This window comes from Skermanella stibiiresistens SB22, from assembly GCF_000576635.1.
GTDB lineage: Bacteria > Pseudomonadota > Alphaproteobacteria > Azospirillales > Azospirillaceae > Skermanella > Skermanella stibiiresistens.
In genome coordinates, this window is record NZ_AVFL01000025.1 from 19,839 (window position 1) to 44,747 (window position 24,909).

A 24,909-nucleotide genomic window follows, 5' to 3' on the forward strand; every position below is an offset into this window, starting at 1 on the left:
CGGCATGATCGACCTCGGCCACCTCAAGGGAAAACGCTACGCGGTGATGGGTCTCGCCAAGTCGGGACTGGCCACGGCCCTGGCCTTGCGCGACAGCGGCGTCGAGATCCTGGCCTGGGACGACGGCGAGTCCGGCCGCGCCGCCGCGGCGGCATCCGGCATCCCTCTGACCGACCTCAGCACCGCCGACTTGACGGGTGTCGAGGCGCTGCTGCTGTCGCCCGGCATCCCCCACACCTTCCCCAAGCCCAACGCCGTGGCGGCGCGGGCCAAGGCGGCCGGCATACCGATCATCGGCGACATCGAACTGCTCCAGGGCGCCCAGCCCAAGGCGGCCTATGTCGGCATCACCGGCACCAACGGCAAATCGACCACGACGGCGCTGATCGGCCACATCCTGGCTCTGGCCGGCCGCCGCATCCAGGTCGGCGGCAATCTGGGCACCCCGGTGCTGAGCTTCGAGCCGCTGGGCGAAGGCGGCATTTACGTGCTCGAGATGTCGTCCTATCAGCTGGAACTTGCGCCGTCCGTCTCGTTCAACGTGGCGGTCTTGCTCAACGTGACGCCCGACCATCTGGACCGGCACGGCGGCATGGATGGCTACATCGCGGCCAAACGCCGGATTTTCCAGCACCCCAAGCGCTCGCACACGGCGGTGATCGGCGTCGATGACGAGCATTGCCGGGCGCTGTTCGACGAGATGGAGCACACGGTCGACAGCTCGATCATCCCGATCTCCGCCGAGCGGCCGACCAAGGGCGTTTACGTCCTGGACGGCAAGCTGTTCGACGGCGGCACGGAACCGGTGATCGACCTGAGCGATGTCGCGGCGCTGCCCGGCCGCCACAACTGGCAGAACGCCGCCGCGGCCTTCGCCGCGACCCGCGCCTGCGGCGTGCCGCTGGAGATGGTGCTCCAGGGCCTGCGGACCTTCCCCGGCCTCGCCCACCGCCAGCAATTGGTGGCGGTGCGGGATGGCGTGAGGTTCGTCAACGACAGCAAGGCGACCAACGCCGATGCCGCCGCCAAGGCGCTGGTCTGCTACGACGCAATTTATTGGATCATCGGCGGCCTGCCCAAGGAGGGCGGCCTGGACGGGCTGGAGCCCTTCATGCCACGGGTCCGCCACGCCTTCGTGATCGGACAGGCGTCGGCGCTTTTCGCCGCATGGCTGGATGCCCATGGCGTCGCGCACACCGAATGTGCTGTTCTGGAGAACGCCGTCCCCGCCGCCGCCAGAATGGCGCGAGCCGACGCGTCGCCGGGCGCCACCGTGCTGCTGTCGCCGGCCTGCGCCTCCTGGGACCAGTTCAAGAGCTTCGAACATCGGGGCGAGGTCTTCACCGATCTCGTCGCGAACCTTGTGGATGCGAACCCTGTGGATCCCAGCCTTGGGGATGATGACGTGGTGACGAAGGAAATCGCGGGATGACCGCTTTCGCCCGGACCGACCATTCCATTTTCGGCCGCTGGTGGTGGACCGTCGACCGCTGGACGCTCGCCGTCCTGGCCGTCCTGATGGGCATCGGCATCGTGCTCGTCCAGGCGGCGAGCCCGGCGGTCGCCGAGCGGATCGGGCTGGACAACTTCCACTTCGTCCAGCGTCACATCCTGACGCTGATCCCGGCCTGTCTCGTGATGGTCGGGGTCTCGCTGATGACGCCGCGTGGCGTTCGGCGCACCGCCGTCATCAGCTTCATCTTCTTCACGATCCTGCTGGCGCTGACCCTGGTGGTCGGGTTCGAGATCAAGGGCGCCCGGCGCTGGATCCACGTGCCCGGCCTGTCGATCCAGCCGTCGGAATTCGTCAAGCCGACCTTCGCCGTGGTCGCCGCCTGGCTGTTCGCCCATGGCCGCACGTCCGAGCGTTTTCCCGGCGCCGTCATTTCGATCATGCTTTACCTGATGGTCGTGGGATTGCTGATGATGCAGCCGGACCTGGGCATGACCTTCGTCATCTCGATCGTCTGGTTCGGCCAGTTCTTCCTGGCTGGCCTGCCGATCATCCTGGTCGCCATCCTGGGCGTGCTGGGCATCACCGGGCTGGTCGGCGCCTACATGCTGTTCCCGCACGTGTCGAGCCGTATCGACCGCTTCCTCGACCCGGCGGCGGGCGACAACTATCAGGTGACCCGCTCGCTGGAGGCCTTCCAGAACGGGGGCGCATTCGGTACCGGCCCCGGCCAGGGAAGCATCAAGATGATGCTGCCCGACGCCCACGCCGACTTCATCTTCGCCGTGGCCGGCGAGGAGATGGGCCTGTTCTGGTGCCTCGTGCTGATCGCCCTGTTCGCCTTCATCGTGATCCGCGGCTTCATGCGGGTGATGCGCGACGACAACCTGTTCATCATGCTGGCTGTCACCGGCCTGCTGACCCAGTTCGGCCTGCAAGCCTGGATCAACATGGCGTCCAGCCTGCACATGATGCCGACCAAGGGCATGACGCTGCCCTTCATCAGCTATGGCGGATCGTCGCTGGTGGCCCTGGGCTTCGGCATGGGCATGGTGCTGGCGCTGACCCGCAAGCGGTTCGGCGGCGGAGACGGCACATGACAGCTTCCCTGATCTGCCTCGCCGCCGGCGGCACCGGCGGGCACATGTTCCCGGCGGAGGCTCTGGCCCGGGAACTTCTGGCCCGCGGCCACCGCGTCGTGCTGGTCACCGACCGGCGCGGCAAGGCGTTCGGCGAGGCGCTGCCCGAGGTCGAGGTCCACCGCATCCGAGCGTCCAGCTTCGGCAGCGGCGTCATCGGCAAGTTGAAGGGCGCGATCGAGCTTGGCTTGGGGGCCCTACAGGCGCGCCGGCTGATCGCCGCCCTGAAGCCGGATGTCGTCGTCGGCTTCGGTGGCTATCCCTCCGTCCCGACCGTACTGATGGCGCAGCGTGCCGGTATCCCGACCGTGCTGCACGAACAGAACGCCGTGCTCGGCCGGGCCAACCGGATGCTGGCGCCCGGTTCCGCCCGAATCGCCACCTCCTTCGCGACCGTCTCGGCCGTCAAGCCGAGCGACCGGGGCAAGCTGACACTGACCGGCAATCCGGTGCGAGCCGGCGTCACGGCGGTCCGCGACCTGCCCTATCCCCCGCTGGAGCCGGGCGGCGAGCTTCGGCTGCTGGTGGTCGGCGGCAGCCAGGGTGCCCGGGTCTTCAGCGAGATCGTGCCGGAAGCCCTCGCCCTACTGCCCGAGGTGCTCCGCCGCCGCATCCGGATCGCCCAGCAGTGCCGGCCCGAGGATCTGGAGACCGCCAAGGCGGCCTTCGCCACGGCCGGCGTCGACGCCGAGCTGTCCAGCTTCTTCCGCGACGTGCCGGACCGTCTGGCGGCCTGCCATCTGGCGGTCTGCCGGGCCGGCGCCTCGACCGTCGCGGAACTGGCCGCCGCCGGGCGTCCCGCCGTGCTGGTGCCCTATCCCTTCGCGATGGACGATCACCAGACCGCCAACGCGCAGGCGGTCGCCGATGCCGGCGGCGCGTGGTTGATGCCCCAGCCGGCCTTCACCGCCAAGGCGCTGGCCGATCGGCTGGAAGCCCTGCTCGACCTCCCCGCCACGCTGACCAAGGCGGCGGAGGCGGCCCATGGCCGCGGCGGCGCCGACGCGGCGTCGCGACTGGCCGACATCGTCCTTGGCGCCGTGAAGGGCGCCGCATTCCCCAATGGCGACCGGCCCAGGGCCGGCGCCGACCGTTACTCCACCGAGGCCGCCGAATAATGAGAGCCCTGCCCCTGTCCATCGGGACGATCCACTTCGTCGGTATCGGCGGGATCGGCATGAGCGGCATCGCCGAGGTCCTGCGCAACCTGGGCTATTCCGTGCGTGGATCGGACATCGCCGACAGCGCCAACGTCAAGCGCCTGCGGGCGCTCGGCATCCCCGTCGAGATCGGCCATCGCGGCGGAAATCTGGCCGACGCGTCGGTCGTCGTGATCTCGTCCGCCGTCAAGAAGGACAATCCCGAGGTCGTCGCCGCCCGCACGGCGCTGATCCCGGTGGTCCGCCGCGCCGAGATGCTGGGCGAGCTGATGCGCCTGAAGTGGTCGATCGCGATCGGCGGCACCCACGGCAAGACCACGACCACCAGCATGGTCGGCACGCTGCTGGAAGGCGCCGACATGGACCCGACCGTGATCAACGGTGGCATCATCAACGCCTATGGCACCAACACCCGGCTGGGCGCTGGCGACTGGATGGTGGTCGAGGCGGACGAGAGCGACGGCACCTTCACCAAGCTGCCGGCGCTGATCACGGTGGTGACCAACATCGACCCCGAGCATCTGGACCACTACGGCACCTTCGACGGCGTGCGCGCCGCCTTCGACAGCTTCGTCCAGAACATCCCGTTCTATGGCTTCGCGGCGCTCTGCATCGATCACCCGGAGGTCCAGGCGATGATCCCCCGGGTGGCCGACCGCCGCATCGTGACCTATGGCTTCAGCCCGCAGGCCGATGTCCGCGCGATCGACGTCAGGACCGGCACCGACGGCGCCCATTTCAACGTGGCGCTGAGCGACCGCGTCGCCGGCGAACCGCGCGTGATCGAGGGCATCCACCTGCCCATGTTCGGCCTGCACAACGTCCAGAACAGTCTGGCCGCCATCGCGGTCGGCAACGAGATGGGCATCGATGGCGACAAGATCCGCGCCAGCTTCGCCCGCTTCTCCGGCGTCAAGCGCCGCTTCACCAAGACGGGCGAGAGCGGCGGCGTGACCGTGATCGACGATTACGGCCACCATCCGGTCGAGATCGCCGCCGTGCTCAAGGCGGCGCGGACCGCCGGCACCGGCCGGACCATCGCGGTCGTCCAGCCCCACCGCTACAGCAGGCTGCACAGCCTGTTCGAGGACTTCTGCGCCTGCTTCAACGACGCCGACACCGTTCTGGTGGCCGACGTCTACGCCGCCGGCGAGCAGCCGATCGAAGGCGCCGACCGCGACGGCTTGGTCGAGGGTCTCCGCATGCGCGGCCATCGCCAAGTGCTGCCGCTGCCCTCGGCCGAAGCCCTGCCCCGGATGGTGCGCGAGTTGTCCCAGCCCGGCGACTTCGTCGTCTGCCTGGGCGCCGGCAATATCACCGCCTGGGCCAACGCGCTGCCGGGCGAACTCGACAAGCTCGCCGCCAGCGGGGGACGGGCATGAGCGCCGCGCTGGAAATGGCACACGCTTCCCACTTGATCGACCGCCTGCCCGTCCCGCGCGGACGGCTGACGGCCAACGCCCCGCTGGCGACCGTCACGTGGTTCCGTGTCGGCGGCCCGGCCGAGGTGATGTTCAAGCCGGCCGACGCCGCCGATCTCGCCGACTTCCTGGCGGGCTGCCCCGTTGACGTGCCGGTGACGGTGATCGGTGTCGCGTCCAACCTGCTGGTGCGCGACGGCGGCGTGCCCGGCGTCGTGATCCGGCTCGGCCGCGCCTTCGCCGATATCGTGGTGGACGGCGTGGAGATCCATGTCGGCGCCGCGGCGCTCGACCTCAACACCGCCATGGCGGCGCGCGACGCCGGCCTCGCCGGGCTGGAGTTCCTGTCGGGCATTCCCGGCACGATCGGCGGCGCGCTGCGCATGAACGGCGGCGCCTATGGCCGCGAATTGTCGGATGTCGTGGTCTCGGCCACCGCCGTGGACCGGCGGGGCCGCGGGCATGTCCTGGACCGCGACGCGCTCGGCCTGACCTATCGGCACTGCGCGGTGCCCGAGGACTGGATCTTCACCGGCGCCACTCTGCGCGGCGAACCCGGCGACCGGGCCGCCATCGCCCACAAGATGCATGAGATCGCCACATCCCGGGCGGATAGCCAGCCGGTGCGGGCGCGGACGGGCGGCTCGACCTTCGCCAACCCGCCGGGCGAGAAGGCCTGGGCGCTGATCGACCGCGCCGGCTGCCGGGGATTGATGATCGGCGGCGCGCAAGTGTCGGAGAAACACTGCAACTTCCTGCTCAACCTGGGCACCGCGACCGCCGACGACTTGGAATCGCTGGGCGAGGAGGTCCGCCGCCGGGTCCACGAGACGTCCGGCATCGAATTGCGCTGGGAGATCCGACGCATCGGCGTCCCGGCGTCCGTCAAACCCTCGGTGGGGAGCCAGCCATGACCGAGCACGTCGCCGTCCTGCTGGGCGGTTGGTCCGCCGAGCGCGAAGTGTCGCTGGTCAGCGGCGCCGCCGTCGTCAAGGCGCTGCGGGAGCGCGGCTACCGGGTGACCGGGATCGACGTCAGCCGTGATCTCGGCGCCTTGCTGGCCGCCCTGACACCGCGCCCGGACGTGGTTTTCAACGCGCTGCACGGCCGCGGCGGCGAGGATGGCACGATCCAGGGCGTGCTCGACATCCTGGGTCTTCGCTACACCCATTCCGGCATGCTCGCCTCCGCCATCGCGATGGACAAGAGCGCCACCAAGCGGTTGCTCGAAGGCGTCGGCATCCGGTCGCCCAAGGGCATGGTCGCGACGCGCGAGCAAGTCCTGGCCGGCGACATCATGCCAGCCCCCTACGTCTTGAAGCCCAACAACGAAGGCTCCAGCGTCGGCATCCAGATCGTCCGTCCCGGCGACAACCGCGATCCCGTCAACGCCGAGGGGTGGCAGCACGGCGAGACGGTGCTGATCGAGCAGTACATCCCGGGTCATGATCTGACGGTCGGGGTGATGGGCGACCGCGCCCTGGCGGTGACCGAAATCCGGCCCCATTCCGGGTTCTACGACTATTCGGCCAAGTACACCGACGGACTGGCTACGCACTTGATACCGGCCCCGGCGCCTCAAGCCGTTCTGGACGAGGCCATGCGGATGGCCGTCCTCGCCCATCAGACCTTAGGTTGTACAGGGGTCAGCCGCAGTGACTTCCGATGGGACGATGCAATTAAGGATAGTTCCGGAGTTTATTTCCTAGAAATTAACACACAGCCGGGTATGACCCCCTTGTCTTTGGTCCCCGAGCAGGCGGCGCACTTGGGTATGTCGTTCGCGGACCTGGTCGTCTGGATGGTGGAGAACGCCGTATGTCACGCTTGAACAAGCAGACCCTGTGCGCGCCTCGCGACCTCCGTGCCCGCACGGTGGAGCGCGCGCGCGACGCCACCCAGAAGGCGACCGAGAAAGCCAATCGCCGGCGCTCAACGCCGCGGTGGATGGAGAAGGCGTTGCGCGTCGGCCTGATCGCCCTGCCGGTGATCGCGGTGGGCGGAGCCGGAACCTGGGCCTATCAGACCGGCTGGTTCGGCACCCTGGCCGACCGCGCGACCGCCGCCCTGATCGACCTGACCGTCGACGCCGGGCTCGAGGTTCAGGAAGTGCTGGTCGAGGGCCGCAACGAAACCGACCGCGACGCCGTCATGGCGGCGATCCAGGTCAAGCGCGGCGACCCGATCATGAAATTCGATCCCGAGATCGCGCGCGCTGATCTGGAGCGGCTGCGCTGGGTCGCCAACGCGACGGTCGAGCGCCGGTTGCCCGACACCGTCTTCGTCAGGCTGGACGAGCGTCGGCCGATGGCCTTGTGGCAGCGGGACGGCAAGCTGGCCCTGATCGACCGTGACGGCGAGGTTCTGACCGAGCGCGAGCTGGGCCGCTACAACAACCTGCTCCAGATCATCGGGGCCGACGCTCCCAAGCACGCCCAGGAACTGCTGGGCCAGCTCGGCACCGTCCCGGCCTTGTACAAGAGGGTGACCTCGGCCAGCCGCATCGGCGGCCGCCGTTGGGATCTGCACTTGTCGAATGGCGTCACGGTGCGCCTGCCGGAAAGCGACATCGGCGGCGCCCTGCAACATCTGGCCGAGCAGGAGGCCAGACAATCGGTGCTCGACCGGGACATCGTCGCGGTCGATCTTCGCTTGCCGGACAGGCTGGTGATACAAACCTCGACGGCGGCGGCACAACGGCGACGTGTACCCGAGGAAAAGATCTAAAGACTGGACGACCCACTACCAAAGAGGTAACACATACCAAATGCAGTAGCGCAATCGCTGTTTGAAATACTGTATCTTGGGATGTTAAAGTGAATATTGTGGTAGGCAAAGGCCTGAAGGGGACTGCGAGCGAAGTGATGGCCTTCAACGGTGGCAAGAAAGTAAAGCGCCCAGTGCGCGGCGGGGTAATCGCCGCGCTTGATGTCGGCACAACCAAGGTCTGCTGCTTCATCGCGCGGGTCGAGGATGGCGGCGCCTTGCGCATCATTGGGATAGGCCATCAGATCTCCCGCGGTCTGCGGGCCGGGACCATCGTCGACATGGACGCGGCGGAGCAGGCGATCGGCACGACCGTCCACGCCGCCGAGCAGATGGCGGGCGAGACGATCCGCGAGGTCCTGGTCAACCTGTCCGGTGGCCAGCCGCTGTCCCACACGATCAATGTCGAGATTCCGCTCGGCGGCCACGAGGTCAACGACAACGACGTGCGCCGGGCGCTGGGCCAAGCCCGCCAGTTCCAGGGCGCCAGCGACCAGGAGCTGATCCACTCCCTCGCGGTCGGCTATGCGATCGACGGCAATCGGGGGGTCCGCGATCCGCGCGGCATGTCCGGCGACAAGCTGGGCGTCCAATTGCACACGGTCACCGCCGGATCGAGCGCGGTCCGTAACCTGACCACCTGCATCGCGCGCTGCCATCTGGAGGTCGAGAGCTTCGTCGTCTCGCCCTACGCCGCCGGTCTGGCGGCTTTGGTCGAGGACGAGATGGAACTTGGCTGCACCCTGATCGACATGGGCGGCGGCACCACGACCATCTCGGTGTTCGTCGAGGGCAAATGCGTCTACACCGACTGCGTGCCGGTCGGCGGCGGCCACGTTACCAACGACATCGCGCGCGGATTGACGACACCGGTGGCGCACGCCGAGCGGATGAAGACGCTGTACGGCAGCGCCATCGCCAACGTCGCCGACGAGCGCGAGATCATCGACGTTCCCCAGGTCGGCGAGGACGAGCCCGCCCAGGCCAACCACGTGCCGAAGTCGCTGCTGGTCGGCATCATCCAGCCTCGGCTGGAGGAGATCTTCGAGTTGGTCCGGGCCCGGCTGGAAGTCAGCGGCATGGGCAAGGTGGCGGGCCGCCGCGTCGTCCTGACGGGTGGCGCCAGCCAGCTTCCGGGAACCCGCGAACTGGCCCAGCTGATCCTGGACAAACAGGTCCGGCTCGGCCGGCCCATGCGGATCGACGGTCTGGCGGAAGCCACCGGCGGACCGGCCTTCTCCACCGCGGCGGGTCTGCTGGCCTTCGCGGTCCAGAGTCACGCGGAACTGCCCGGCTTCAGCGCCGAGGCGGAACCGCCGAAGCATCTTTGGGGACGTGTCAACCTCTGGCTCAAGGAGAACCTATGAACCGGGGCCAGGAGCAGTCGACCAAGCGGAACAGCGCGCCGCGCGGGTGCCGGGACAGGGATGCCCGAGCCCGCGAAAGCGATGACGGAATCAGCGGGCCGGTCACGGCCGGTGGGCGTGAACACGAAATTGAATTCATTCAAATGAATTCGGGCGAACTCGAAGGGAACTGGAGGCTGTCATGATCAATCTCAGCATGCCGGAAATCGAAGTGGATCTGCGGCCGCACATCACGGTGTTCGGTGTCGGCGGGGCTGGCGGCAACGCCGTCAACAACATGATCAAGTCGAATCTGGAAGGCGTCGAGTTCGTCGTCGCCAACACCGACGCGCAGGCGCTCAAGGGCGCGCTCGCGGAGAAGCGCCTCCAGCTCGGCACGACGATCACCCGCGGCCTGGGCGCTGGTTCGCGGCCGGATGTCGGACGCGCCGCCGCCGAGGAGCAGCTGGCCGAGATCATGGGCTACCTTGAAGGCGCCAACATGGTCTTCATCACCGCCGGCATGGGCGGTGGCACGGGGACCGGAGCCGCTCCGGTGATCGCGCGGGCGGCCCGCGAGCAAGGCATCCTGACCGTCGGCGTCGTGACCAAGCCGTTCCACTTCGAGGGCGCGCACCGCATGCGCCTCGCCGAGTCCGGCATCAACGAGCTCCAGCAGTTCGTCGACACCCTGATCATCATCCCGAACCAGAACCTGTTCCGGATCGCCAACGAGAAGACGACCTTCGCGGACGCCTTCAAGATGGCCGACGACGTGCTGCATTCCGGTGTGCGCGGCGTCACCGACCTGATGGTGATGCCCGGCCTGATCAACCTCGACTTCGCCGACATCCGGTCGGTGATGACCGAGATGGGCAAGGCCATGATGGGCACCGGCGAGGCGTCCGGCGAGCGCCGCGCGATCGACGCCGCCGAGGCGGCGATCAGCAACCCGCTGTTGGACGACGTGTCCATGAAGGGTGCCCGCGGCGTCCTGATCAACATCACCGGCGGCATGGACATGACGCTGTTCGAGGTCGACGAGGCGGCCAACCGCATCCGCGACGAGGTCGATCCCGACGCCAACATCATCTTCGGTTCGACCTTCGACCAGGATCTCGACGGCCGCATGCGCGTGTCGGTGGTCGCCACCGGCATCGAGGCGGAGAAGATCGCCCACCCGCGTCCGGCGGCCGCCAGCAATGCCGGTCTCAGCGTCGTCGGCGGCGGCCGCAAGGGAATGCCGGCCGCTCCCGCTCCGGCCGGTCTCGCCGCGCGCGCCGACAGCCGCCAGCCGACCGACTACCACCACACGCTGGTCGCGGCCCCGCTGCATCCCGGCGCCACCCAGGGTCACCTGAACCAGGGCCATCCCGCGCAGGGCGGCTACCCCGGCCAGGGCTTCGCCGGGCAGGCGCCGCAACAGCACGCTCCGCAGGGTCACGCGCCGCAGCAGCACGCCCCGCAGTCTCACGCCCCCCAGGCACACACCATGGTCGGCAACACGGTCCGGACCGTCGAGCCCCAGCACCACCACTACGCCGAGCAGCATCCGACCGAGCAGGTTCCGGCGCCCGCGCCGCAGGTCGAAGCACAGCAGGTCCACCACCAGACGGACCTGTCGGCACCCCAACGTGGCCGCGAACCCGAGCGGGTCACCGGTCCGCTGCGCGGCCAGAACCAGGATGGCGTCTTCATCGCTCCACGGCCGGCCGAGTCGGGCCAGCGTCCGCAGAGCCCGACGCTCAACACGGAACGCTACATGGCACCGTCGGCGGCCCTGCCCGAGGCGGCTCCGAGGAAGCGTGGCAGCTCCCTGTTCGAGCGGGTCACCGGAATCGGCCGGCGGATCATGGAAGGCGGCGAGCCGGAGCAGCAGCAGCCCCGCCAGGCGCCGCAGCCGCCCGCCCCAACGGTCGGCGTCAAGCAGGCTCCCGCCCCGGTGGCGCAGCAGCCACGTCCGGCACCCGAGCCGATGGACCGCCCGGTCAAGATGAGCCACGCGGAAGAGGAGATGCTGGACATCCCGGCCTTCCTCCGCCGCCAAGCCAACTAACGGACGCCCTTCCCTTCCGGCTGGAGAGACCAGCCGGAAGGTTCGACATGGAAAGAACCCCAGCCCGCGCGGTTGGGGTTTTTTCTTTGGCGAATGTTCCTTCGAACACTACTGGATGTGATGGCGATCACTCGAGGACTATCCCGCACCTGCGTAACAATCCGTAACAAAGAGTGATTTGTGCTGTCGCGCGTGGCTTGTTAGGTATTAGTCGTGGGTGACACCCACGACAGCGAAGTGCTCATCGAAGTATTGCCCACACGCCGCATAGCAGGTAATCAAGTGTCCGAACAAAGCCAGAATAACGAGATGACTTTTCAGCAGACGCTGAAGAACCCCATCAATTGCACCGGCATCGGCCTGCATTCGGGGTCAAAGGTCTCGATGTGCCTGAAGCCGTCGGATGTGAATACCGGCATCGTGTTCGTCAGGACCGATCAGCCAGCCGATCGCGCGACCGTCCGGGCCGACTGGGACCGGGTGACCGACACGCGCCTCTGCACGCTGATCTCCAACGACGCCGGCGTTACGATCGGTACGATCGAGCACCTGATGGCCGCCCTGCGTGGCTGCGGCATCGACAACGCGGTGATCGAGCTGAACGGCCCGGAAGTTCCGATCATGGACGGCAGCTCCGCCCCCTTCGTGTTCCTGATAGAGTGCGCCGGCATCCAGCAGCAGGACAAGCCACGCCGGTTCATCAAGATCCTCAAGCAGGTCACCGTCGGCGATGGCACCAAATTCGCGACCTTGACGCCGTCGCCGGTCACCGGCTTCAGCTTCGAGATCGACTTCGCCAGCGCCGCGATCGCCCGCCAGGAAGGCTACGTCAAGCTGGGCAACGGCGCGTTCAAGGCGGAACTGGCCCGGGCGCGCACCTTCGGCTTCCTTCAGGAGGTCGACCAGATGCGCAAGCTTGGTCTGGCTCGCGGCGGTTCGCTCGACAACGCCATCGTCATCAATGGCGACAAGGTGTTGAACGAGGGTGGCCTCCGCTTCACCGACGAGTTCGTGCGTCATAAGATCCTCGACAGCATCGGCGACCTGTATCTCGCCGGCGCCCCGATCATCGGCCACTTCCACGGCTGCCGCTCGGGTCATGCTTTGAACAACCAGCTCCTGCGGGCGCTGTTCGCGGACGAGACCGCCTGGACCTATGTCGACGCCGACGAGATCGGCGCGTTCCCGGCGGACTGGATGGCGGTCGAGAAGGTCGCCGCCGTCGCCTGAACGAAGGTTTGATCGGTCGGGTGGATCAAGGCGCCGGGAGGGTTTTTCTCCAGGCGCCTTTTTTCATTCCGGAGCAAGATCGTCAGACGCCGTCTGCCTTGATGACCACGACCACGGTTCGCCACAGGATGGTCAGGTCCTGCCAGGGCGAATAGGCCTCGACATAGGCGACATCGAACCGGATGCGATCCTCGAAGGTGGTTCGGTGACGACCGGAAACCTGCCACAACCCGGTGATCCCCGGCTTGACCCGGGCGATCGTCGTCCCCGCCCAAGCATAGGGCGCGAGTTCCCTCGGGATATAGGGACGCGGACCGACCAAGCTCATGTCGCCGACCAGCACGTTCCATAGCTGCGGCAGTTCATCCAGGCTCGACCGCCGCAGGAAGCTGCCCAGCCGTGTGACGCGTGGATCATCGCGCAGCTTGTGGTGCCGCTCGTATTCCAGCCGCAGTTCCGGGTCGGCCGCCAGCATGTGTTCCAGCCGCGCCTCGGCGTCGACATGCATGGTGCGGAACTTCAGCGCCATGAACGACCCCGCCCCCACTCCCTGTCGCCGCTGCCGAAACAGCGCCGGCCCTTGGCTTTCCAACCTGACCGCCAGCCCGATCATCAGCAGAAGCGGCGCCAACGCCGCCAGCAGCGTGACGGCCACCAGCAGGTCGAACCCGCGCTTGACCAAGTCATAGCCCGGCGCCGGCAGCACCGGCGCGGAACCGTTCATCGGGAGAGCTATGGGATGTTGTCGGCTGGACATGGGGATCTCTCCGATGAGCGTGTCGTTTCTGGATCGTTAACCACACTCTACCGACCGAAGCGGAGCGCCGCTGTGAAGCGGCTTACACGACATGACCGTCATTTTCGGCGATCTTTCCTTGCCAGCATCGCGTATCGGTTGAATTTTCCAAGTATTTGATTATAAGCAGCCTTAACCGCATTCGGCGGTATGCCATACAACGAGCCTGTATCAAAAAAGATACGCAAAGTTCTTGATTTCCGCGTTTAGGAGGCGCTTCATGGTGTCAATGCGTCTCTACGCACGCTTCTACAGAAGCGGTTCGGGTGCGGAACCCGTCCGTGACTGGATCAAGAGCATGAGCAAGGAAGATCGACTGTCTATTGGTGAGGATATCAAGAAGGTGGAGTTTGGCTGACCAGTTGGCATGCCCACATGCCGGCCAATGGGAAATGGATTATTCGAGGTCCGCACAAGGTTAAACAACCGTATTGCTCGTATCCTTTTCTGTGTGAAGGATGGAAGTATGATTCTACTACACGGTTTCTATAAATCGACACAAACCACCCCAGCAGCCGACCTTGATTTGGCTCGAGAGCGCATGGGAAATCTCTGAACGCCGAGATAGCTCACATCAACTGGTAAATCGCAACGATAGGGCATCAGCGTCATGGAACCGGAAAATCCACACATCGGATCATCACTCGATGATCTGTTGGCCGAGGATGGAACGCTGGCCGAGGTTAATCAACGCGCGATCAAAGCGGTGCTGGCATGGCAGATAAACCAAGCGATGGAAGAAAAAGGCCTCACGAAGACGGCCATGGCCGAACGCATGAACACCAGTAGGGCGGCACTTGACCGGTTGCTCGACCCCGCCAATCCCTCGGTCACGCTCGCCACACTCGACCGCGCCGCCAGCGTGCTTGGAAAGCGATTGGCGATCGATTTGGTCGATCATATACCTCCACGATAGAATCGAGCGAGCATCGGCCCCTCCGAACCGGCCAGGCCCATGCGCCAATCCGAGGAGCCCGAGCATGGATCGTTCGGCGGCGATGTCTTGTTTCCCATCGGCGCCCATCGTGTAGGCTGGCGATCTCCCGGCCCACGATCCCTGATCCTCTCGGCATCGATCTTCTCGGAAGGAGCCTTCAATGACCGACCAGCAGACACCGCTTCGCGTCGTCGGGATTTCCGGCAGCTTGCGCAAGGCCTCGCTCAACAGCGCGTCGCTGCGGGCGGCGCGCGATCTGGCGCCGCCGGATATGGCGATCGATATCTTCGACATCGCGGACATCCCGCTCTACAACGACGACATCAGGACGGAAAACGGCTATCCCGAGTCGGTTCAAGCCTTCCGCGACGCTTTGAAAGCCGCCGACGGCGTGCTGATCGCGACGCCGGAATACAACTACTCCATACCCGGCGTGCTCAAGAACGCGATCGACTGGGCGTCGCGCCCGCCGGAACAGCCATTCGACGCCAAGCCGATCGCCATCATGGGCGCCAGCCCGGGCGTTCTTGGGACATCCCGTGCCCAATATCACCTGCGCCAGTGCTTCGTGTACCTGAATGGATTCGTCATGAACCGGCCCGAGGTGATGATCGGGCAAGCGAATTCCAAGTTCGATCCCGAAGGGAAACTGACCGATCAAGGGACGATCGATTTCCTCAAGGGCTTCCTCGTCACGCTCGCCGACCATATACGCTACCACCAACGTGCTAAATCAAGGCATTAGACGGTTGGATGGTTGACCTCTCCGGACGAATGGTCAACGATCGCCGCACAAGGGATAGAATGTCTCGGTTGGGAGGGATGAACTAATGGACGTACGCGCTGCCGTGGCCTTCGAGGCCGGCAAACCGCTCAGCATTGAGACAGTACAGTTGGAAGGCCCGCGAGCCGGCGAAGTGCTGGTCGAGATCAAGGCCACCGGCGTCTGTCACACCGACGCCTACACTCTTTCCGGCGCCGACAGCGAAGGCAAGTTCCCGTGCATCCTCGGCCACGAGGGCGCCGGCATCGTGGTCGATGTCGGGCCGGGAGTCACCAGCCTGAAGAAGGGCGACCACGTCATTCCGCTCTACACGCCGGAATGCCGCCAGTGCGAGTACTGCCTCAGCCAGCGGACCAACCTGTGCCAAGCGATTCGCGAGACGCAGGGCCGTGGCGTAATGCCCGATGGCACCAGCCGGTTCTCGCTCAACGGCAAGCCGATCTGGCACTACATGGGCACCTCGACCTTCGCCAACTACACCGTGGCGCCGGAAATCGCGCTCGCCAAGATCCGCGAGGACGCCCCGTTCGAAAAGGTCTGCTACATCGGCTGCGGTGTCACGACCGGCCTGGGCGCCGTGATCTGGACCGCCAAGGTCCATCCGGGCGCCAATGTGGTCGTGTTCGGCCTGGGTGGCATCGGGTTGAACGTCATCCAGGGCGCCCGCATGGTCGGCGCCAACATGATCATCGGCGTCGACCTGAACAATGGCCGCCGTGAGATGGCCGAGAAGTTCGGCATGACCCACTTCGTCAATCCGAAGGAGATCGGCGGCGACATCGTGCCGTACTTGGTCGAACTGACCAAGGGCGGCGCCGACTACACCTTCGAGTGCATCGGCAACATCAACACGATGCGCCAGGCGCTGGAGTGCTGCCACAAGGGTTGGGGCATCTCGACCATCATCGGCGTGGCTCCCTCGGGTGCCGAGATCTCGACCCGGCCGTTCCAGTTGGTCACGGGGCGGGTGTGGAAGGGCAGCGCCTTCGGCGGCGCCCGCGGCCGCACCGACGTTCCGAAGATCGTCGACTGGTACATGGACGGCAAGATCAACATCGACGACCTGATCACCCATGTCGTTCCTCTGGAGCAGATCAACGATACCTTCGACCTGATGCACGAAGGCAAGTCGATCCGTTCGGTCGTGACCTTCTAAACCTGAAGGCTCGGGAAAACAAAACGCCCGCGCGTCGATCGACGCGCGGGCGTTTTGTCTTTCAAGACACCGTCGCCTCAGATGCCCGAGCGTCCCGGCCGTCCGCGGGGAGGAAAGCGGCTGGATGTCGACCGCAGCTCCTGCCGCGTTCCCGTGTCGTCGTCATCGTCGGAATTGCGCGCCGACTGGCGCTCCCGCTTGTTTTCCGCCTCGGCGCTGGCGATCGTCGCCTCCATCTCCCGAATTCGCTCCTTCAGGGGAGCGATCACCGATCCATCTGGCTTGCGGGCGATGAACTGTTCCAGATCGTGCCTCAGCCTGGCGAGTTGGCTCTTCAATAGCGGCACATTGGGTTTGGCGTTGGGATTGGGCTTGCCACCTCCAACACGGTAGGCTTGCTCCTCGTATTTGCTCACGGTATCCCTCCTGGTTCGACCCAACAATACACGGGGATCGTCCGGTATACCATCCCACACGAAAGAGACATGCTAAGGGCCGGTGGGAGGCGTCTCGACCTACCGTAAGATGCTTTGACCCCTGGGTCACGAGGTTTAGGCTGCCGATCTTCCCAAGACGCCCGGAGGCGTGACATGACGGACCTGGATCCAGACGCCCTGCTGACTCCAAAGGATATCCACGAGTTGATCGAGGAGAAGGAACGGAAACAGGCCCGCGAGGCCATGGAGGCGCGCAAGCATCTGGCATTGGAACAGGAACATCTGCACGCGGCATTCCTTGAGCGGGAACTTCTGCCCGACGTCAAACACCGTTTCTCAACGGCGGTTCGGAAGGCGGTTGAACGTGGGGACAAGGAGTTGATGATCCTCCATTTTCCCAGTTCATGGTGCACGGACGGCGGACGCGCCATCAACAACACCGAGCCGGAATGGCCGGAGACCCTGACCGGCTACGCCAAGCGGGCCTATGACTTCTTCGAAGCGGAACTCGCCCCGGTGGGTTATCGGCTGTCCGCCCAGATCCTGAGCTTTCCAGGCGGCCTGCCGGGGGATGTCGGCATCTTCGTCAAATGGTGAGGGGAAGACCGGCGGACGCCAGCCTTCCCCCGCCGCGGTGTTATCAGGCCTGCTGAACGGCCGACAGGACCCAGCCGCCGCCAGCGGGACGCTGGAAGGTCCAGACCTCGACCGCCTCGACCGGCTTGGAGCGGTCGCCGTCGATCACGGCGTCGTCGCTCCGCTGGACGGTGTAGTCGACCAGCGAATAGCGCAGCGCGACGGTGGCATAGTCGACCGCACCCTCGCGCCACGATTCGGCCAGATCACCCTGGACCAGCTTGACGTCCTCGATACGGTTGACGACACCGCGCGCGGCGTTGGCGTCCAGTTCCTCGGTGAAGTACGAAATCACCTCGGGAGTCGTCAGCGACCGCAGCGCCGCCTTGTCCTCTCGGCCATAGGCGGTCTGGATCTCGCGCAGCAGCCGCTCGAACGACTCATAGTCGCTCGGACCGATGCCGACGCCATCGACGCCCTTGGGGGTCGTGGCCGGCCGGGCGGCGCGCCCGCCTCCACCCATCATTCCGCCCAGGGGACCACCCATCGGCCCGCCCTGCGACCGGGGAGGAGCGCCGTCGCGGTTCAACGGAGCCCCCGCCCCGGCATAGGCTGGCCGGTTGCGGCTCTTGAAGAAGCGCACCGCCATCCAGATCAGGCCACCGATCAGGGCCACCTGGAGCAGAAGCCCCAGCATCGAGGCGAAACCACCCATGCCGCCGAGGAAACCGCCGCCCAGCAGCATACCGATCAGACCGGCGCCCAACAGGCCGCCGGCCAAGCCGCCGAAGAAGCCGCGGTTGGCGGGAGCGCCGGGCCGCTGCATGCCGGGAGCGCCGGGTTGGGTCGCGGCGGGACCCGCCGCCGGCCGGTCGGTGGCCGAGCGCTGCATCGGGGCCGCCGCGTTGGGCGCCGTGGTGGTCGTGGCGGGCGCGTCATAGGTTCGGGCGCCGCGGCTGCCGAAGCTGCCTCCCTTGCCGGGACGGGCTTCCACCACCGAGGTCGCGGCGAGCGTCAGCACCGCTGCGAGAACGACGAGCGCCTTGCCGCGCCGGGACTTTGTGATCTGTGTCATGACCTGCTTCTATGAGGGTCTTGTTATTCGTAGCCCCCTATATGGGTCTCGTGACCGAGATTTCAGCGCTTGAATATGCCATCGCGCGCCGACGAGGCCTGCCGAGCCAGATCGGCCCGCCACTCCCAGTAGCTGGCGCCGGTGTCGGCGATCTCGCCAAAGCCACGCGCGGGCCTCGTCCGCTCCGAGAAAGGATCGCTCGGGGGCAGTGACGATCCCAGCAATCGCCGGTCATCCGGCAGCGGCGTCAGGTTGCCGGTATGATTCGGCGCCCCGAAAGCATCCTGATAGGTATCGTAGGGTGTCACACCCTGGGCGAATGCTGGCGCGGGAATCGAGGTCGGAGGAATCAGGAACAGGACAAGGCCACACAGGGCGTGGCGGACTGGCATGGGCATGGAGACGCCTCCGGATTTCGCTACCCGAAGCCTAACCCGCCGGTCCGCCTCAGCCATCGGACGCGCCGGAGGTATCGCCCATGACCCCCGAACCCCATCGACGGGTCAAAGGGGATAGATCACCCTATCGTCGTTCAACAGACGGAAGTCGCCGCTCCCAGGGGGCGAACGCGTCAGGACGATGCTGACACCCCTGCTCCGCAAGGTGTCCAGCACGTTGGCGACGGCATCGATGTCGCAGTCCGCGATCGGCAGCAACCTGTTCAACTCCCCGATCGTGACGCAGCCCTGCCGACGGCCGATATCAAGCAGCCTCAACAGCGGAAAACTACGGTCAACCGTGGCCATGACAGGATCTCCACCCTCGTTACAGTCAAGCGATTCAACACGTTAACCATGATTTTGTCGCGTCCGCCGTCCACAAGCCCCCTCTCCTTATGGATTAGACTTCGCCAAATGATCACCAACAGGCGCGTCGACTCATTTGATTCGGACGGTCCGCGTCGATAGAACCGCGCAAAATCATCTCAGGGGAAACTCCCATGGTTGGGCTTTTCGGCATCATTTTATCTCTCGTATTGCTTATGTATTTGGCATACAGAGGCATCACCGTACTCATCCTGGCGCCTTTGCTTGCCGTCATGGCGGTTTTGTTCGCGGGCGATCTCCCTCTGCTGGCGACCTACACCCAGGTCTTCATGACCGCGGCCGGCCGGTTCGTGACGACGTATTTCCCGCTCTTCCTGCTCGGCGCCCTGTTCGGCAAGCTGATGGACGACAGCGGCTCCGCCCGCGCCATCGCCCATTGGATCGTCCAGAAACTGGGAGCGGAGCGGTCGATCCTCGCGGTCGTGCTCGCCTGCGGTATCCTGACCTATGGCGGCGTCTCGCTGTTCGTGGTGGCTTTCGCGGTCTATCCGATCGCGGTGGCGCTGTTCCGCGAAGCCGAGATCCCCAAGCGGCTGATACCCGGCGCCATCGCGCTGGGCTCCTTCACCTTCACCATGACGGCGCTGCCCGGCACGCCCGCGATCCAGAACTTGATCCCGATGCCCTATTTCGGCACCGACGCCTTCGCGGCGCCGGGACTGGGCATCATGGCCGCCGCGATCATGCTGGTCGGCGGAACGGCGTGGCTGGGCTGGCGCCACCATCGCGCCCACGCCGCCGGTGAAGGTTATGGTAATCACGCCGACGATCCGGCCACCGCGTCCGGCGTGAGCCCGCGCCCGCGTTCGGTGGGCGCCATGGCGATCGACCAGGAGGAGGTCGGAGCTCCCGGAATCCTCGTCGCCGTCCTGCCGATCGTGCTGGTCATCGCGCTGAACTACGTCTTCACCAACCACCTCATCCCGACCTGGGACACCGGATATCTGGCGGAGCCAAAATACGGCGCCACCACCGTCAACAAGGTCCAGGGCACCTGGGCCATCATCATCGCCCTGGTGATCAGCAGCGTCGCGGTCGCCGCCCTCAACTGGCGGGTGCTGCGCGACCGGATCGCCTCCTCGATCAACGACGGCGCCATGGGCTCGCTGCTGCCGATCTTCAACACGGCGTCGGAGGTCGGCTATGGCGCGGTGATCGCGTCACTGGCGGCCTTCGCCATCCTTCGCGACGCCGTGCTCAACCTGTCGCCCGACAACCCGCTGATCTCGCTGGCGGTCGCGGTCAACGTGCTGGCCGGCGTGACCGGCTCCGCATCCGGCGGCATGAGCATCGCGCTGGAAACGCTGGGCGCCACCTACGCCCAACTCGGCCAGGCGGCGGGCATCAATCCCGAACTGCTGCACCGGGTCACCGCGATCTCGTCCGGCGGCTTCGACGCCCTGCCCCACAACGGCGCCGTCATCACGCTGCTGGCGATCTGCAAGCTGACCCACCGCCAATCCTATGTGGACATCCTGGTGGTCGCGGTCGCGATCCCGGTCACGTCGCTGATCGCGGTCATCACCTTGGGAACGATGCTCGGCTCCTTCTGACACGCCGGTTCTAACGCGAAGAGGCCTCGGGGCGTCCCCGCAGCTTCTTGTAGACGGTGTTGCGGGTGACACCCAGGATTCGGGCGGTTTCGGCCACGTTGCCACCCGTCCGCTCCCAGGTCGCCACCACCCGGTCGATCACCGCGCGCTCCAGCGTCGCTTCCGCTCCGGGGCCGCCCGTTCCGCGCGCGGTCCCGCCGTCATCGGCGAGGTCGATCACGCCGCCCACGCCCGCCGCGATCGCCAGCCGGGTCAGGACGCCGCGCAACTCGCGGATGTTGCCGGGCCAGGGGCGCTCGGCCAGAGCCGCCACCGCCGCGTCGGTCAGGCGGGCGCCGGGGTCGATCGCCCGCAGCAGGTGCCGGGCGACCGCCGCGAAATCCGCCCGGCGCGCCAGCGGCGGCAGTTCCACCTCCACCGTGTTCAGACGGTAGAACAGATCGGCACGGAACCTCCCGGCCGCCACGGCCACCTCCAGGTCCACATTGGTCGCCGCGACCAGCTGGACATCCACCTTGGAGCGGGCGCCACCGCCGACCGGGCGGATGGTCCAATCGTCCAGCAGGCGCAGCAGGATGCTCTGCAACTGGACCGGCATGTCGCCGATCTCGTCCAGGAACAGCGTGCCGCCATCGGCCTCCGCGACCAAACCCCGGGCGCCGCCGCGCCGCGCCCCCGTGAAGGCGCCCTCGGCGTAACCGAACAGTTCGGCCTCGACCAGACTATCCGGCAAGGCGGCGCAGTTGACCGGAACGAAGGCGCCGGGACGGCCGCTGGCGCGGTGGGCGTGGCGGGCGACCAGCTCCTTGCCGGTCCCGGTCGCCCCCCGGATCAGGATCGGCACCGCCCGCGCCACCGCTCCCGAGACCTGCCGCAACGCCGCCGCCACGGCCGGGTCCTCGGCCACGAAATCAGTCACCCAATCGGCCCGCGCGACGGGAGCCCGCGCCTTCGCCTCCGGTGCCCGCCGTTCCTTCCCCGCGTGGATCGGACACGCTTGGCGCAGGTTGTCGATCGCGACGACATAGCTGCTGCCCTCATGGTCCTCCAGCCGCACCCGCTCGCGCCGGTGTCCCTCGTCCAGGAACTGGTTGAAACCGGTCCGGAACAACTCCGCGAAGTGATGGCCCGGCCGCGCCGGCAAGCCTTGCAGGAAGAACTCGGCTTGCCGGTTGGCCGCCAGCACCCGGCCCGACCCATCGACCGCCAGCAGACCAGCGCTCAGGGTCCGCAGGTATTCGGCCCTGGTGTGGAAGATCAGAACCAGATCATTCCGGTGAGCCTCGCGGAACAAGCCATTCTCGATCTGGCGCACCGACATCTTGACCAGCGCCATGGTGTGCCGCTGGCGCGACCGGCAATCGCTCGACGCGTCCAGCACCGCCGCGACATCGCCCGTCGGTCCGAAGATCGGCACCGCGTTGCAGGTCAGCCCGCCATGGATGGTGAAGAAGTGTTCCGCCCCATGAACCGTCACGGGCGCCCGCATCCCCGCCGCCAGTCCCAGCGCGTTTGTCCCTTGCGACAGTTCTCCCCACAGCCCCCCGGCTCGGATGTTCTTGGCGTCCGCCGTGGTGCGGAAGGTGTCGTCGGTGATGGTGTCGAGCACCATCCCATCGGGATCACCCAGCGCTATCATGAAGTTGGAGCCGGAAATCTGGTGATAGAGGTTGTGCATCTCGGCCAGAGCCAGCCGGCGCGTCACCTCGTACCGCTCCCGCGCTTGGCGCAGGATGGCCTCGTCGACGTGGATGACCTCCGGCGTTCGGTGCGGCTCCAATCCCGCCTCCAGGCAACGGTCCCACGACCGCAGGATTTCCGGGGCGAGCAGTTCCGGCGAGGCGATCCCACGATCCTGAAGGGCGATCCGAGCCAGTCGCAGGCGCTCGGCGGGTGACAGAGATCCCATGTCCCGTTCCTCCCCTGGTGACCTGTCATGTGCAAGTCTTGAACGCCGAGGGTGTGGGCGGACGTTGATTATGTAAACACCCAATTCCGGCGAGCCCGGCGCGACGCCGCCGATTTCCGGCGTTTTCACATCTGGCACGCCGGTTGCCTTGTCCCTCCCAGGTTCATCCAAGAAACCAGACGACAGAAGACAAGGGAGGATCATCCATGAAGGCGGCCGTGCTGTACGAATTCGACCCCTCGCTCACCAGTCCCCAATATGTCCGCTACGAGGAGGTTCCCGATCCCCGGATCGAGAAGACCACCGACGTGATCGTCCGCATCGGCGGAGCCGGCGTCTGCCGCACCGATCTGCACATCGTCGAGGGCATCTGGCGCGACAAGGCCAATGTCCAGCTTCCTTACATCATGGGGCACGAGAACGCCGGCTGGGTCGAGGAGGTCGGCTCTGGCGTCGAGGGCATCAAGGTCGGCGATCCCGTCATCTGCCATCCCCTGGTGACCAGCGGCCATTGCCTCGCCTGCCGGCGCGGCGACGACATGCACGCGACCGACAGCAAGTTCCCCGGCATCAACACCAATGGCGGCTACGCCGAATACCTGCTGACCGGCGCGCGGTCGCTGATCAAGCTGCCGGCCAGCCTGACTCCCAAGGACGTCGCCCCCTACACCGATGCCGGGCTGACGGCCTATCGCGCCGCCAAGAAGGCGTCGCGCCACCTGCTACCCGGCGAGTACGCCGTCGTGATCGGCGTCGGCGGCCTAGGCCATATCGGCGTCCAGGTGCTGGCGGCTTTGTGCGCCGCCGAGATCATCGCGGTCGACCGGTCCGACATGGCGCTCGGTCTGGCCAAGGAGTGCGGCGCCCATCATCTGGTGAAGTCCGACAGGACCGAGGTCGACCAGATCCTGGCACTGACCGGCGGGCGCGGGGCGGAGGCGGTGATCGACTTTGTCGGCGAGGGCGACGCCGTCGCCAAGGGGCTCGCCATGACCCGCAATGGCGGCTTCTATTACATCGTCGGCTATGGCGGGAAGGTCGAGATCCCGACCATCGAGATGATCACCTCGGAGAAGACCATCGTCGGCAACCTGGTCGGGACATATCCCGAACTGGTCGAGCTGATGGCGCTGGCCGACCGCGGCTTGGTGAAGCTGGCGACCCGCGAGTACCGGCTGGAACAGGCCAACGAGGCGCTCCACGACCTGCACCATGGCAAGGTCAAAGGCCGCGCCGTGCTGATCCCTTGAAAGTGCGGATATGAACATCGAACCGGAAGTCGCCCAGGCCGGTCCCTATGAATGGGAAGTGGAGGAAGGCGATCTGGTGTTCTGGTGCCGCTGCGGTCGCAGCGGCACACAGCCGATCTGCGACGGCTCCCACGCCGGCACCGGCATCAGCCCCATGGGGTGGAGGGCACCCGGCACCGGGACCATCTTCCTGTGCGGCTGCAAGCGAACCGGCAACCCGCCCCTGTGCGACGGCCACCACAATGACCTCTGACCGGACTTCCGACCGCGACGACCCGTTCCAAACGCTTATGGCCGAACGCTACGCCATCGTGGCCAAGCTGACCGAGTTGAATTCCGCGCAACTCTCTCGGGAGGGCCGGCGCGCGGGCGTCGAGTTCGAGATGGAGCACTGCCGCCAACTCCTGGAGGCGGGACCTTCTTCCGAACACGCCGCCCGCCTCGCCGACCTGGAGCGGGAGCACCGCGACGTCCTGGAGCAGACCAAGAGGATCGAGGCCGAGCGCGAGGCCCTGATCGAGCAACTGGAAGACATCGTCAACCGATTGAACGACCCGCAGGAAGGAAGAAGCCCATGACCGCCAACCCGGCGTCCGACGAGGAAGCCTCCAAGGACGAATTCTTCAAACGCCTCGCCGACCTGTCCCAGGAGATGATCGCCGCCCATGGCGAGGACTTCACTATGGGCGCCCTGATCCTCGGCGCCCGCTACATCGCGGAGAAGAAGGCCAAGCCGGCGGAGGTCGCGGGGAAGTGAGTGGCGCGAAGCGGGGACGACCAAGCCGGTGACGACCGCCCCAACCGACCCGTTTTGAAACACCGTTCACGGCCCCGCCGTCCCACAAAGGGACAAAGCCCTTAGGTCACGTATGGGAAACCTTGAAAAACGCCAGCAACCACAAGCCCTTCAAGGTCCACAAAGAGTTGGCACACCCCTTGCTAAGTATTACAGACATAACAATGCACCGCCCATGATGCGGTGCAATAAACAAGGAAGTAGTGCGGGAAAACGGTCCTGACAGCGGTGCCGCGGAGTAT

26 protein-coding genes are annotated in these 24,909 nt (G+C 66.1%); 20 read left to right on the forward strand and 6 right to left on the reverse strand.

Going from position 1 to position 24,909, the window contains the following annotated elements; translation table 11 throughout:
* Positions 1-4: 4 nt before the first annotated feature.
* The 10 genes from murD (at position 5) to lpxC (ending at position 12,571) form a co-directional block, all read left to right on the forward strand.
* Positions 5-1,432, forward strand: coding sequence for a UDP-N-acetylmuramoyl-L-alanine--D-glutamate ligase (gene murD, locus N825_RS26230; RefSeq protein WP_051513160.1), 1,428 nt, complete (start codon positions 5-7; stop codon positions 1,430-1,432).
* Positions 1,429-2,553: a putative lipid II flippase FtsW gene (gene ftsW / locus N825_RS26235; protein WP_037458632.1), complete on the forward strand. Its 1,125-nt coding sequence runs from the start codon at positions 1,429-1,431 to the stop codon at positions 2,551-2,553. The genes murD and ftsW overlap by 4 nt, the downstream gene beginning before the upstream one ends.
* Positions 2,550-3,710 (forward strand): undecaprenyldiphospho-muramoylpentapeptide beta-N-acetylglucosaminyltransferase, encoded by a 1,161-nt coding sequence (murG, locus tag N825_RS26240; protein WP_063833935.1) that lies wholly within the window; start codon positions 2,550-2,552, stop codon positions 3,708-3,710. The genes ftsW and murG overlap by 4 nt, the downstream gene beginning before the upstream one ends.
* Positions 3,710-5,134, forward strand: coding sequence for a UDP-N-acetylmuramate--L-alanine ligase (gene murC / locus N825_RS26245; protein WP_037458634.1), 1,425 nt, complete (start codon positions 3,710-3,712; stop codon positions 5,132-5,134). The genes murG and murC overlap by 1 nt, the downstream gene beginning before the upstream one ends.
* Positions 5,131-6,087 (forward strand): UDP-N-acetylmuramate dehydrogenase, encoded by a 957-nt coding sequence (gene murB / locus N825_RS26250; protein WP_037458637.1) that lies wholly within the window; start codon positions 5,131-5,133, stop codon positions 6,085-6,087. Before murC ends, murB begins: the two co-directional genes overlap by 4 nt.
* Positions 6,084-7,004 (forward strand): D-alanine--D-alanine ligase, encoded by a 921-nt coding sequence (locus N825_RS26255; protein ID WP_037458640.1) that lies wholly within the window; start codon positions 6,084-6,086, stop codon positions 7,002-7,004. Before murB ends, N825_RS26255 begins: the two co-directional genes overlap by 4 nt.
* Positions 6,992-7,900: a cell division protein FtsQ/DivIB gene (locus tag N825_RS26260; protein WP_051513162.1), complete on the forward strand. Its 909-nt coding sequence runs from the start codon at positions 6,992-6,994 to the stop codon at positions 7,898-7,900. Before N825_RS26255 ends, N825_RS26260 begins: the two co-directional genes overlap by 13 nt.
* 137 nt (positions 7,901-8,037) lie before the next feature.
* Positions 8,038-9,306: a cell division protein FtsA gene (gene ftsA / locus N825_RS26265; protein WP_037458642.1), complete on the forward strand. Its 1,269-nt coding sequence runs from the start codon at positions 8,038-8,040 to the stop codon at positions 9,304-9,306.
* 181 nt (positions 9,307-9,487) lie between these two features.
* Positions 9,488-11,341 (forward strand): cell division protein FtsZ, encoded by a 1,854-nt coding sequence (ftsZ, locus tag N825_RS26270; RefSeq protein WP_037458645.1) that lies wholly within the window; start codon positions 9,488-9,490, stop codon positions 11,339-11,341.
* 309 nt (positions 11,342-11,650) lie between these two features.
* Positions 11,651-12,571: a UDP-3-O-acyl-N-acetylglucosamine deacetylase gene (gene lpxC / locus N825_RS26275; protein WP_037458647.1), complete on the forward strand. Its 921-nt coding sequence runs from the start codon at positions 11,651-11,653 to the stop codon at positions 12,569-12,571.
* 82 nt (positions 12,572-12,653) lie between these two features.
* On the opposite strand, the gene N825_RS26280 is transcribed toward lpxC, so the two are convergent.
* On the reverse strand, positions 12,654-13,328 hold the full coding sequence (locus N825_RS26280; RefSeq protein ID WP_084165080.1) for a sugar transferase: 675 nt from the start codon (positions 13,326-13,328) through the stop codon (positions 12,654-12,656).
* A gap of 406 nt (positions 13,329-13,734) precedes the next feature.
* On the opposite strand from N825_RS26280, the gene N825_RS40460 reads away from it, so the two are divergent.
* The 4 genes from N825_RS40460 to N825_RS26300 all read left to right on the forward strand — a co-directional run bounded on the left by N825_RS40460 (position 13,735) and on the right by N825_RS26300 (position 16,244).
* Positions 13,735-13,923, forward strand: coding sequence for a type II toxin-antitoxin system RelE/ParE family toxin (locus tag N825_RS40460; protein WP_281174382.1), 189 nt, complete (start codon positions 13,735-13,737; stop codon positions 13,921-13,923).
* Positions 13,924-13,977: 54 nt separating this feature from the next.
* A complete protein-coding gene (locus N825_RS26290; RefSeq protein WP_037458649.1) occupies positions 13,978-14,283 on the forward strand; it encodes a helix-turn-helix domain-containing protein in 306 nt (101 codons plus the stop codon).
* Between the two features lie 181 nt (positions 14,284-14,464).
* Positions 14,465-15,049, forward strand: coding sequence for an NADPH-dependent FMN reductase (locus tag N825_RS26295; protein ID WP_037458651.1), 585 nt, complete (start codon positions 14,465-14,467; stop codon positions 15,047-15,049).
* 85 nt (positions 15,050-15,134) lie between these two features.
* Positions 15,135-16,244, forward strand: coding sequence for an S-(hydroxymethyl)glutathione dehydrogenase/class III alcohol dehydrogenase (locus N825_RS26300; RefSeq protein ID WP_037458653.1), 1,110 nt, complete (start codon positions 15,135-15,137; stop codon positions 16,242-16,244).
* A gap of 77 nt (positions 16,245-16,321) precedes the next feature.
* Here the strand turns inward: N825_RS26300 and N825_RS26305 are convergent, their stop codons facing one another.
* Positions 16,322-16,660 carry a hypothetical protein gene (locus tag N825_RS26305; RefSeq protein WP_037458655.1) on the reverse strand — a complete coding sequence of 113 codons (339 nt, stop codon included), beginning with the start codon at positions 16,658-16,660 and terminating at the stop codon, positions 16,322-16,324.
* Between the two features lie 174 nt (positions 16,661-16,834).
* On the opposite strand from N825_RS26305, the gene N825_RS26310 reads away from it, so the two are divergent.
* On the forward strand, positions 16,835-17,278 hold the full coding sequence (locus tag N825_RS26310) for a hypothetical protein (protein WP_037458657.1): 444 nt from the start codon (positions 16,835-16,837) through the stop codon (positions 17,276-17,278).
* Positions 17,279-17,321: 43 nt separating this feature from the next.
* Here the strand turns inward: N825_RS26310 and N825_RS26315 are convergent, their stop codons facing one another.
* The 3 genes from N825_RS26315 to N825_RS26325 all read right to left on the reverse strand — a co-directional run bounded on the left by N825_RS26315 (position 17,322) and on the right by N825_RS26325 (position 19,078).
* On the reverse strand, positions 17,322-18,332 hold the full coding sequence (locus N825_RS26315; protein ID WP_037458659.1) for a Tim44 domain-containing protein: 1,011 nt from the start codon (positions 18,330-18,332) through the stop codon (positions 17,322-17,324).
* A gap of 62 nt (positions 18,333-18,394) precedes the next feature.
* Positions 18,395-18,730 (reverse strand): hypothetical protein, encoded by a 336-nt coding sequence (locus N825_RS26320; protein WP_037458661.1) that lies wholly within the window; start codon positions 18,728-18,730, stop codon positions 18,395-18,397.
* 105 nt (positions 18,731-18,835) lie between these two features.
* Positions 18,836-19,078, reverse strand: coding sequence for an RNA polymerase sigma factor region1.1 domain-containing protein (locus N825_RS26325; RefSeq protein WP_037458662.1), 243 nt, complete (start codon positions 19,076-19,078; stop codon positions 18,836-18,838).
* A 293-nt stretch (positions 19,079-19,371) separates the two neighbouring features.
* Between N825_RS26325 and N825_RS26330 the strand changes: the two genes are divergently transcribed.
* A complete protein-coding gene (locus N825_RS26330) occupies positions 19,372-20,712 on the forward strand; it encodes a GntP family permease (RefSeq protein ID WP_342666050.1) in 1,341 nt (446 codons plus the stop codon).
* Between the two features lie 10 nt (positions 20,713-20,722).
* Here N825_RS26330 and N825_RS26335 read toward each other — a convergent pair whose 3' ends face one another.
* Entirely contained in the window at positions 20,723-22,621 is a 1,899-nt protein-coding gene (locus N825_RS26335) for a sigma-54-dependent Fis family transcriptional regulator (RefSeq protein WP_037458667.1), read from the reverse strand.
* Positions 22,622-22,827: 206 nt separating this feature from the next.
* Between N825_RS26335 and N825_RS26340 the strand changes: the two genes are divergently transcribed.
* The 4 genes from N825_RS26340 to N825_RS26355 are packed head-to-tail and all read left to right on the forward strand — an operon-like array spanning position 22,828 to position 24,628.
* Entirely contained in the window at positions 22,828-23,871 is a 1,044-nt protein-coding gene (locus tag N825_RS26340; protein ID WP_037458670.1) for an NAD(P)-dependent alcohol dehydrogenase, read from the forward strand.
* A 10-nt stretch (positions 23,872-23,881) separates the two neighbouring features.
* Complete coding sequence (locus N825_RS26345; protein WP_037458671.1) at positions 23,882-24,124, forward strand: CDGSH iron-sulfur domain-containing protein; 243 nt, start codon at positions 23,882-23,884, stop codon at positions 24,122-24,124.
* The gene (locus N825_RS26350) at positions 24,114-24,449 is read left to right on the forward strand and encodes a hypothetical protein (protein ID WP_157619550.1); all 336 of its coding nucleotides are present in this window, start codon (positions 24,114-24,116) and stop codon (positions 24,447-24,449) included. The genes N825_RS26345 and N825_RS26350 overlap by 11 nt, the downstream gene beginning before the upstream one ends.
* Positions 24,446-24,628, forward strand: a complete 183-nt coding sequence (locus N825_RS26355) for a hypothetical protein (RefSeq protein ID WP_037458677.1) — start codon at positions 24,446-24,448, stop codon at positions 24,626-24,628. Before N825_RS26350 ends, N825_RS26355 begins: the two co-directional genes overlap by 4 nt.
* The last annotated feature ends 281 nt before the right edge of the window (positions 24,629-24,909 follow it).

Coding starts and splice junctions, on each gene's coding strand:
- murD (WP_051513160.1), top strand. CDS start 5: ATGATCGACCTCGGCCACCTCAAGGGAAAACGCTACGCGGTGATGGGT.
- ftsW (WP_037458632.1), top strand. CDS start 1,429: ATGACCGCTTTCGCCCGGACCGACCATTCCATTTTCGGCCGCTGGTGG.
- murG (WP_063833935.1), top strand. CDS start 2,550: ATGACAGCTTCCCTGATCTGCCTCGCCGCCGGCGGCACCGGCGGGCAC.
- murC (WP_037458634.1), top strand. CDS start 3,710: ATGAGAGCCCTGCCCCTGTCCATCGGGACGATCCACTTCGTCGGTATC.
- murB (WP_037458637.1), top strand. CDS start 5,131: ATGAGCGCCGCGCTGGAAATGGCACACGCTTCCCACTTGATCGACCGC.
- N825_RS26255 (WP_037458640.1), top strand. CDS start 6,084: ATGACCGAGCACGTCGCCGTCCTGCTGGGCGGTTGGTCCGCCGAGCGC.
- N825_RS26260 (WP_051513162.1), top strand. CDS start 6,992: ATGTCACGCTTGAACAAGCAGACCCTGTGCGCGCCTCGCGACCTCCGT.
- ftsA (WP_037458642.1), top strand. CDS start 8,038: ATGGCCTTCAACGGTGGCAAGAAAGTAAAGCGCCCAGTGCGCGGCGGG.
- ftsZ (WP_037458645.1), top strand. CDS start 9,488: ATGATCAATCTCAGCATGCCGGAAATCGAAGTGGATCTGCGGCCGCAC.
- lpxC (WP_037458647.1), top strand. CDS start 11,651: ATGACTTTTCAGCAGACGCTGAAGAACCCCATCAATTGCACCGGCATC.
- N825_RS26280 (WP_084165080.1), bottom strand. CDS start 13,328: ATGTCCAGCCGACAACATCCCATAGCTCTCCCGATGAACGGTTCCGCG.
- N825_RS40460 (WP_281174382.1), top strand. CDS start 13,735: ATGCCCACATGCCGGCCAATGGGAAATGGATTATTCGAGGTCCGCACA.
- N825_RS26290 (WP_037458649.1), top strand. CDS start 13,978: ATGGAACCGGAAAATCCACACATCGGATCATCACTCGATGATCTGTTG.
- N825_RS26295 (WP_037458651.1), top strand. CDS start 14,465: ATGACCGACCAGCAGACACCGCTTCGCGTCGTCGGGATTTCCGGCAGC.
- N825_RS26300 (WP_037458653.1), top strand. CDS start 15,135: ATGGACGTACGCGCTGCCGTGGCCTTCGAGGCCGGCAAACCGCTCAGC.
- N825_RS26310 (WP_037458657.1), top strand. CDS start 16,835: ATGACGGACCTGGATCCAGACGCCCTGCTGACTCCAAAGGATATCCAC.
- N825_RS26315 (WP_037458659.1), bottom strand. CDS start 18,332: ATGACACAGATCACAAAGTCCCGGCGCGGCAAGGCGCTCGTCGTTCTC.
- N825_RS26320 (WP_037458661.1), bottom strand. CDS start 18,730: ATGCCCATGCCAGTCCGCCACGCCCTGTGTGGCCTTGTCCTGTTCCTG.
- N825_RS26325 (WP_037458662.1), bottom strand. CDS start 19,078: ATGGCCACGGTTGACCGTAGTTTTCCGCTGTTGAGGCTGCTTGATATC.
- N825_RS26330 (WP_342666050.1), top strand. CDS start 19,372: ATGGCGGTTTTGTTCGCGGGCGATCTCCCTCTGCTGGCGACCTACACC.
- N825_RS26335 (WP_037458667.1), bottom strand. CDS start 22,621: ATGGGATCTCTGTCACCCGCCGAGCGCCTGCGACTGGCTCGGATCGCC.
- N825_RS26340 (WP_037458670.1), top strand. CDS start 22,828: ATGAAGGCGGCCGTGCTGTACGAATTCGACCCCTCGCTCACCAGTCCC.
- N825_RS26345 (WP_037458671.1), top strand. CDS start 23,882: ATGAACATCGAACCGGAAGTCGCCCAGGCCGGTCCCTATGAATGGGAA.
- N825_RS26350 (WP_157619550.1), top strand. CDS start 24,114: ATGACCTCTGACCGGACTTCCGACCGCGACGACCCGTTCCAAACGCTT.
- N825_RS26355 (WP_037458677.1), top strand. CDS start 24,446: ATGACCGCCAACCCGGCGTCCGACGAGGAAGCCTCCAAGGACGAATTC.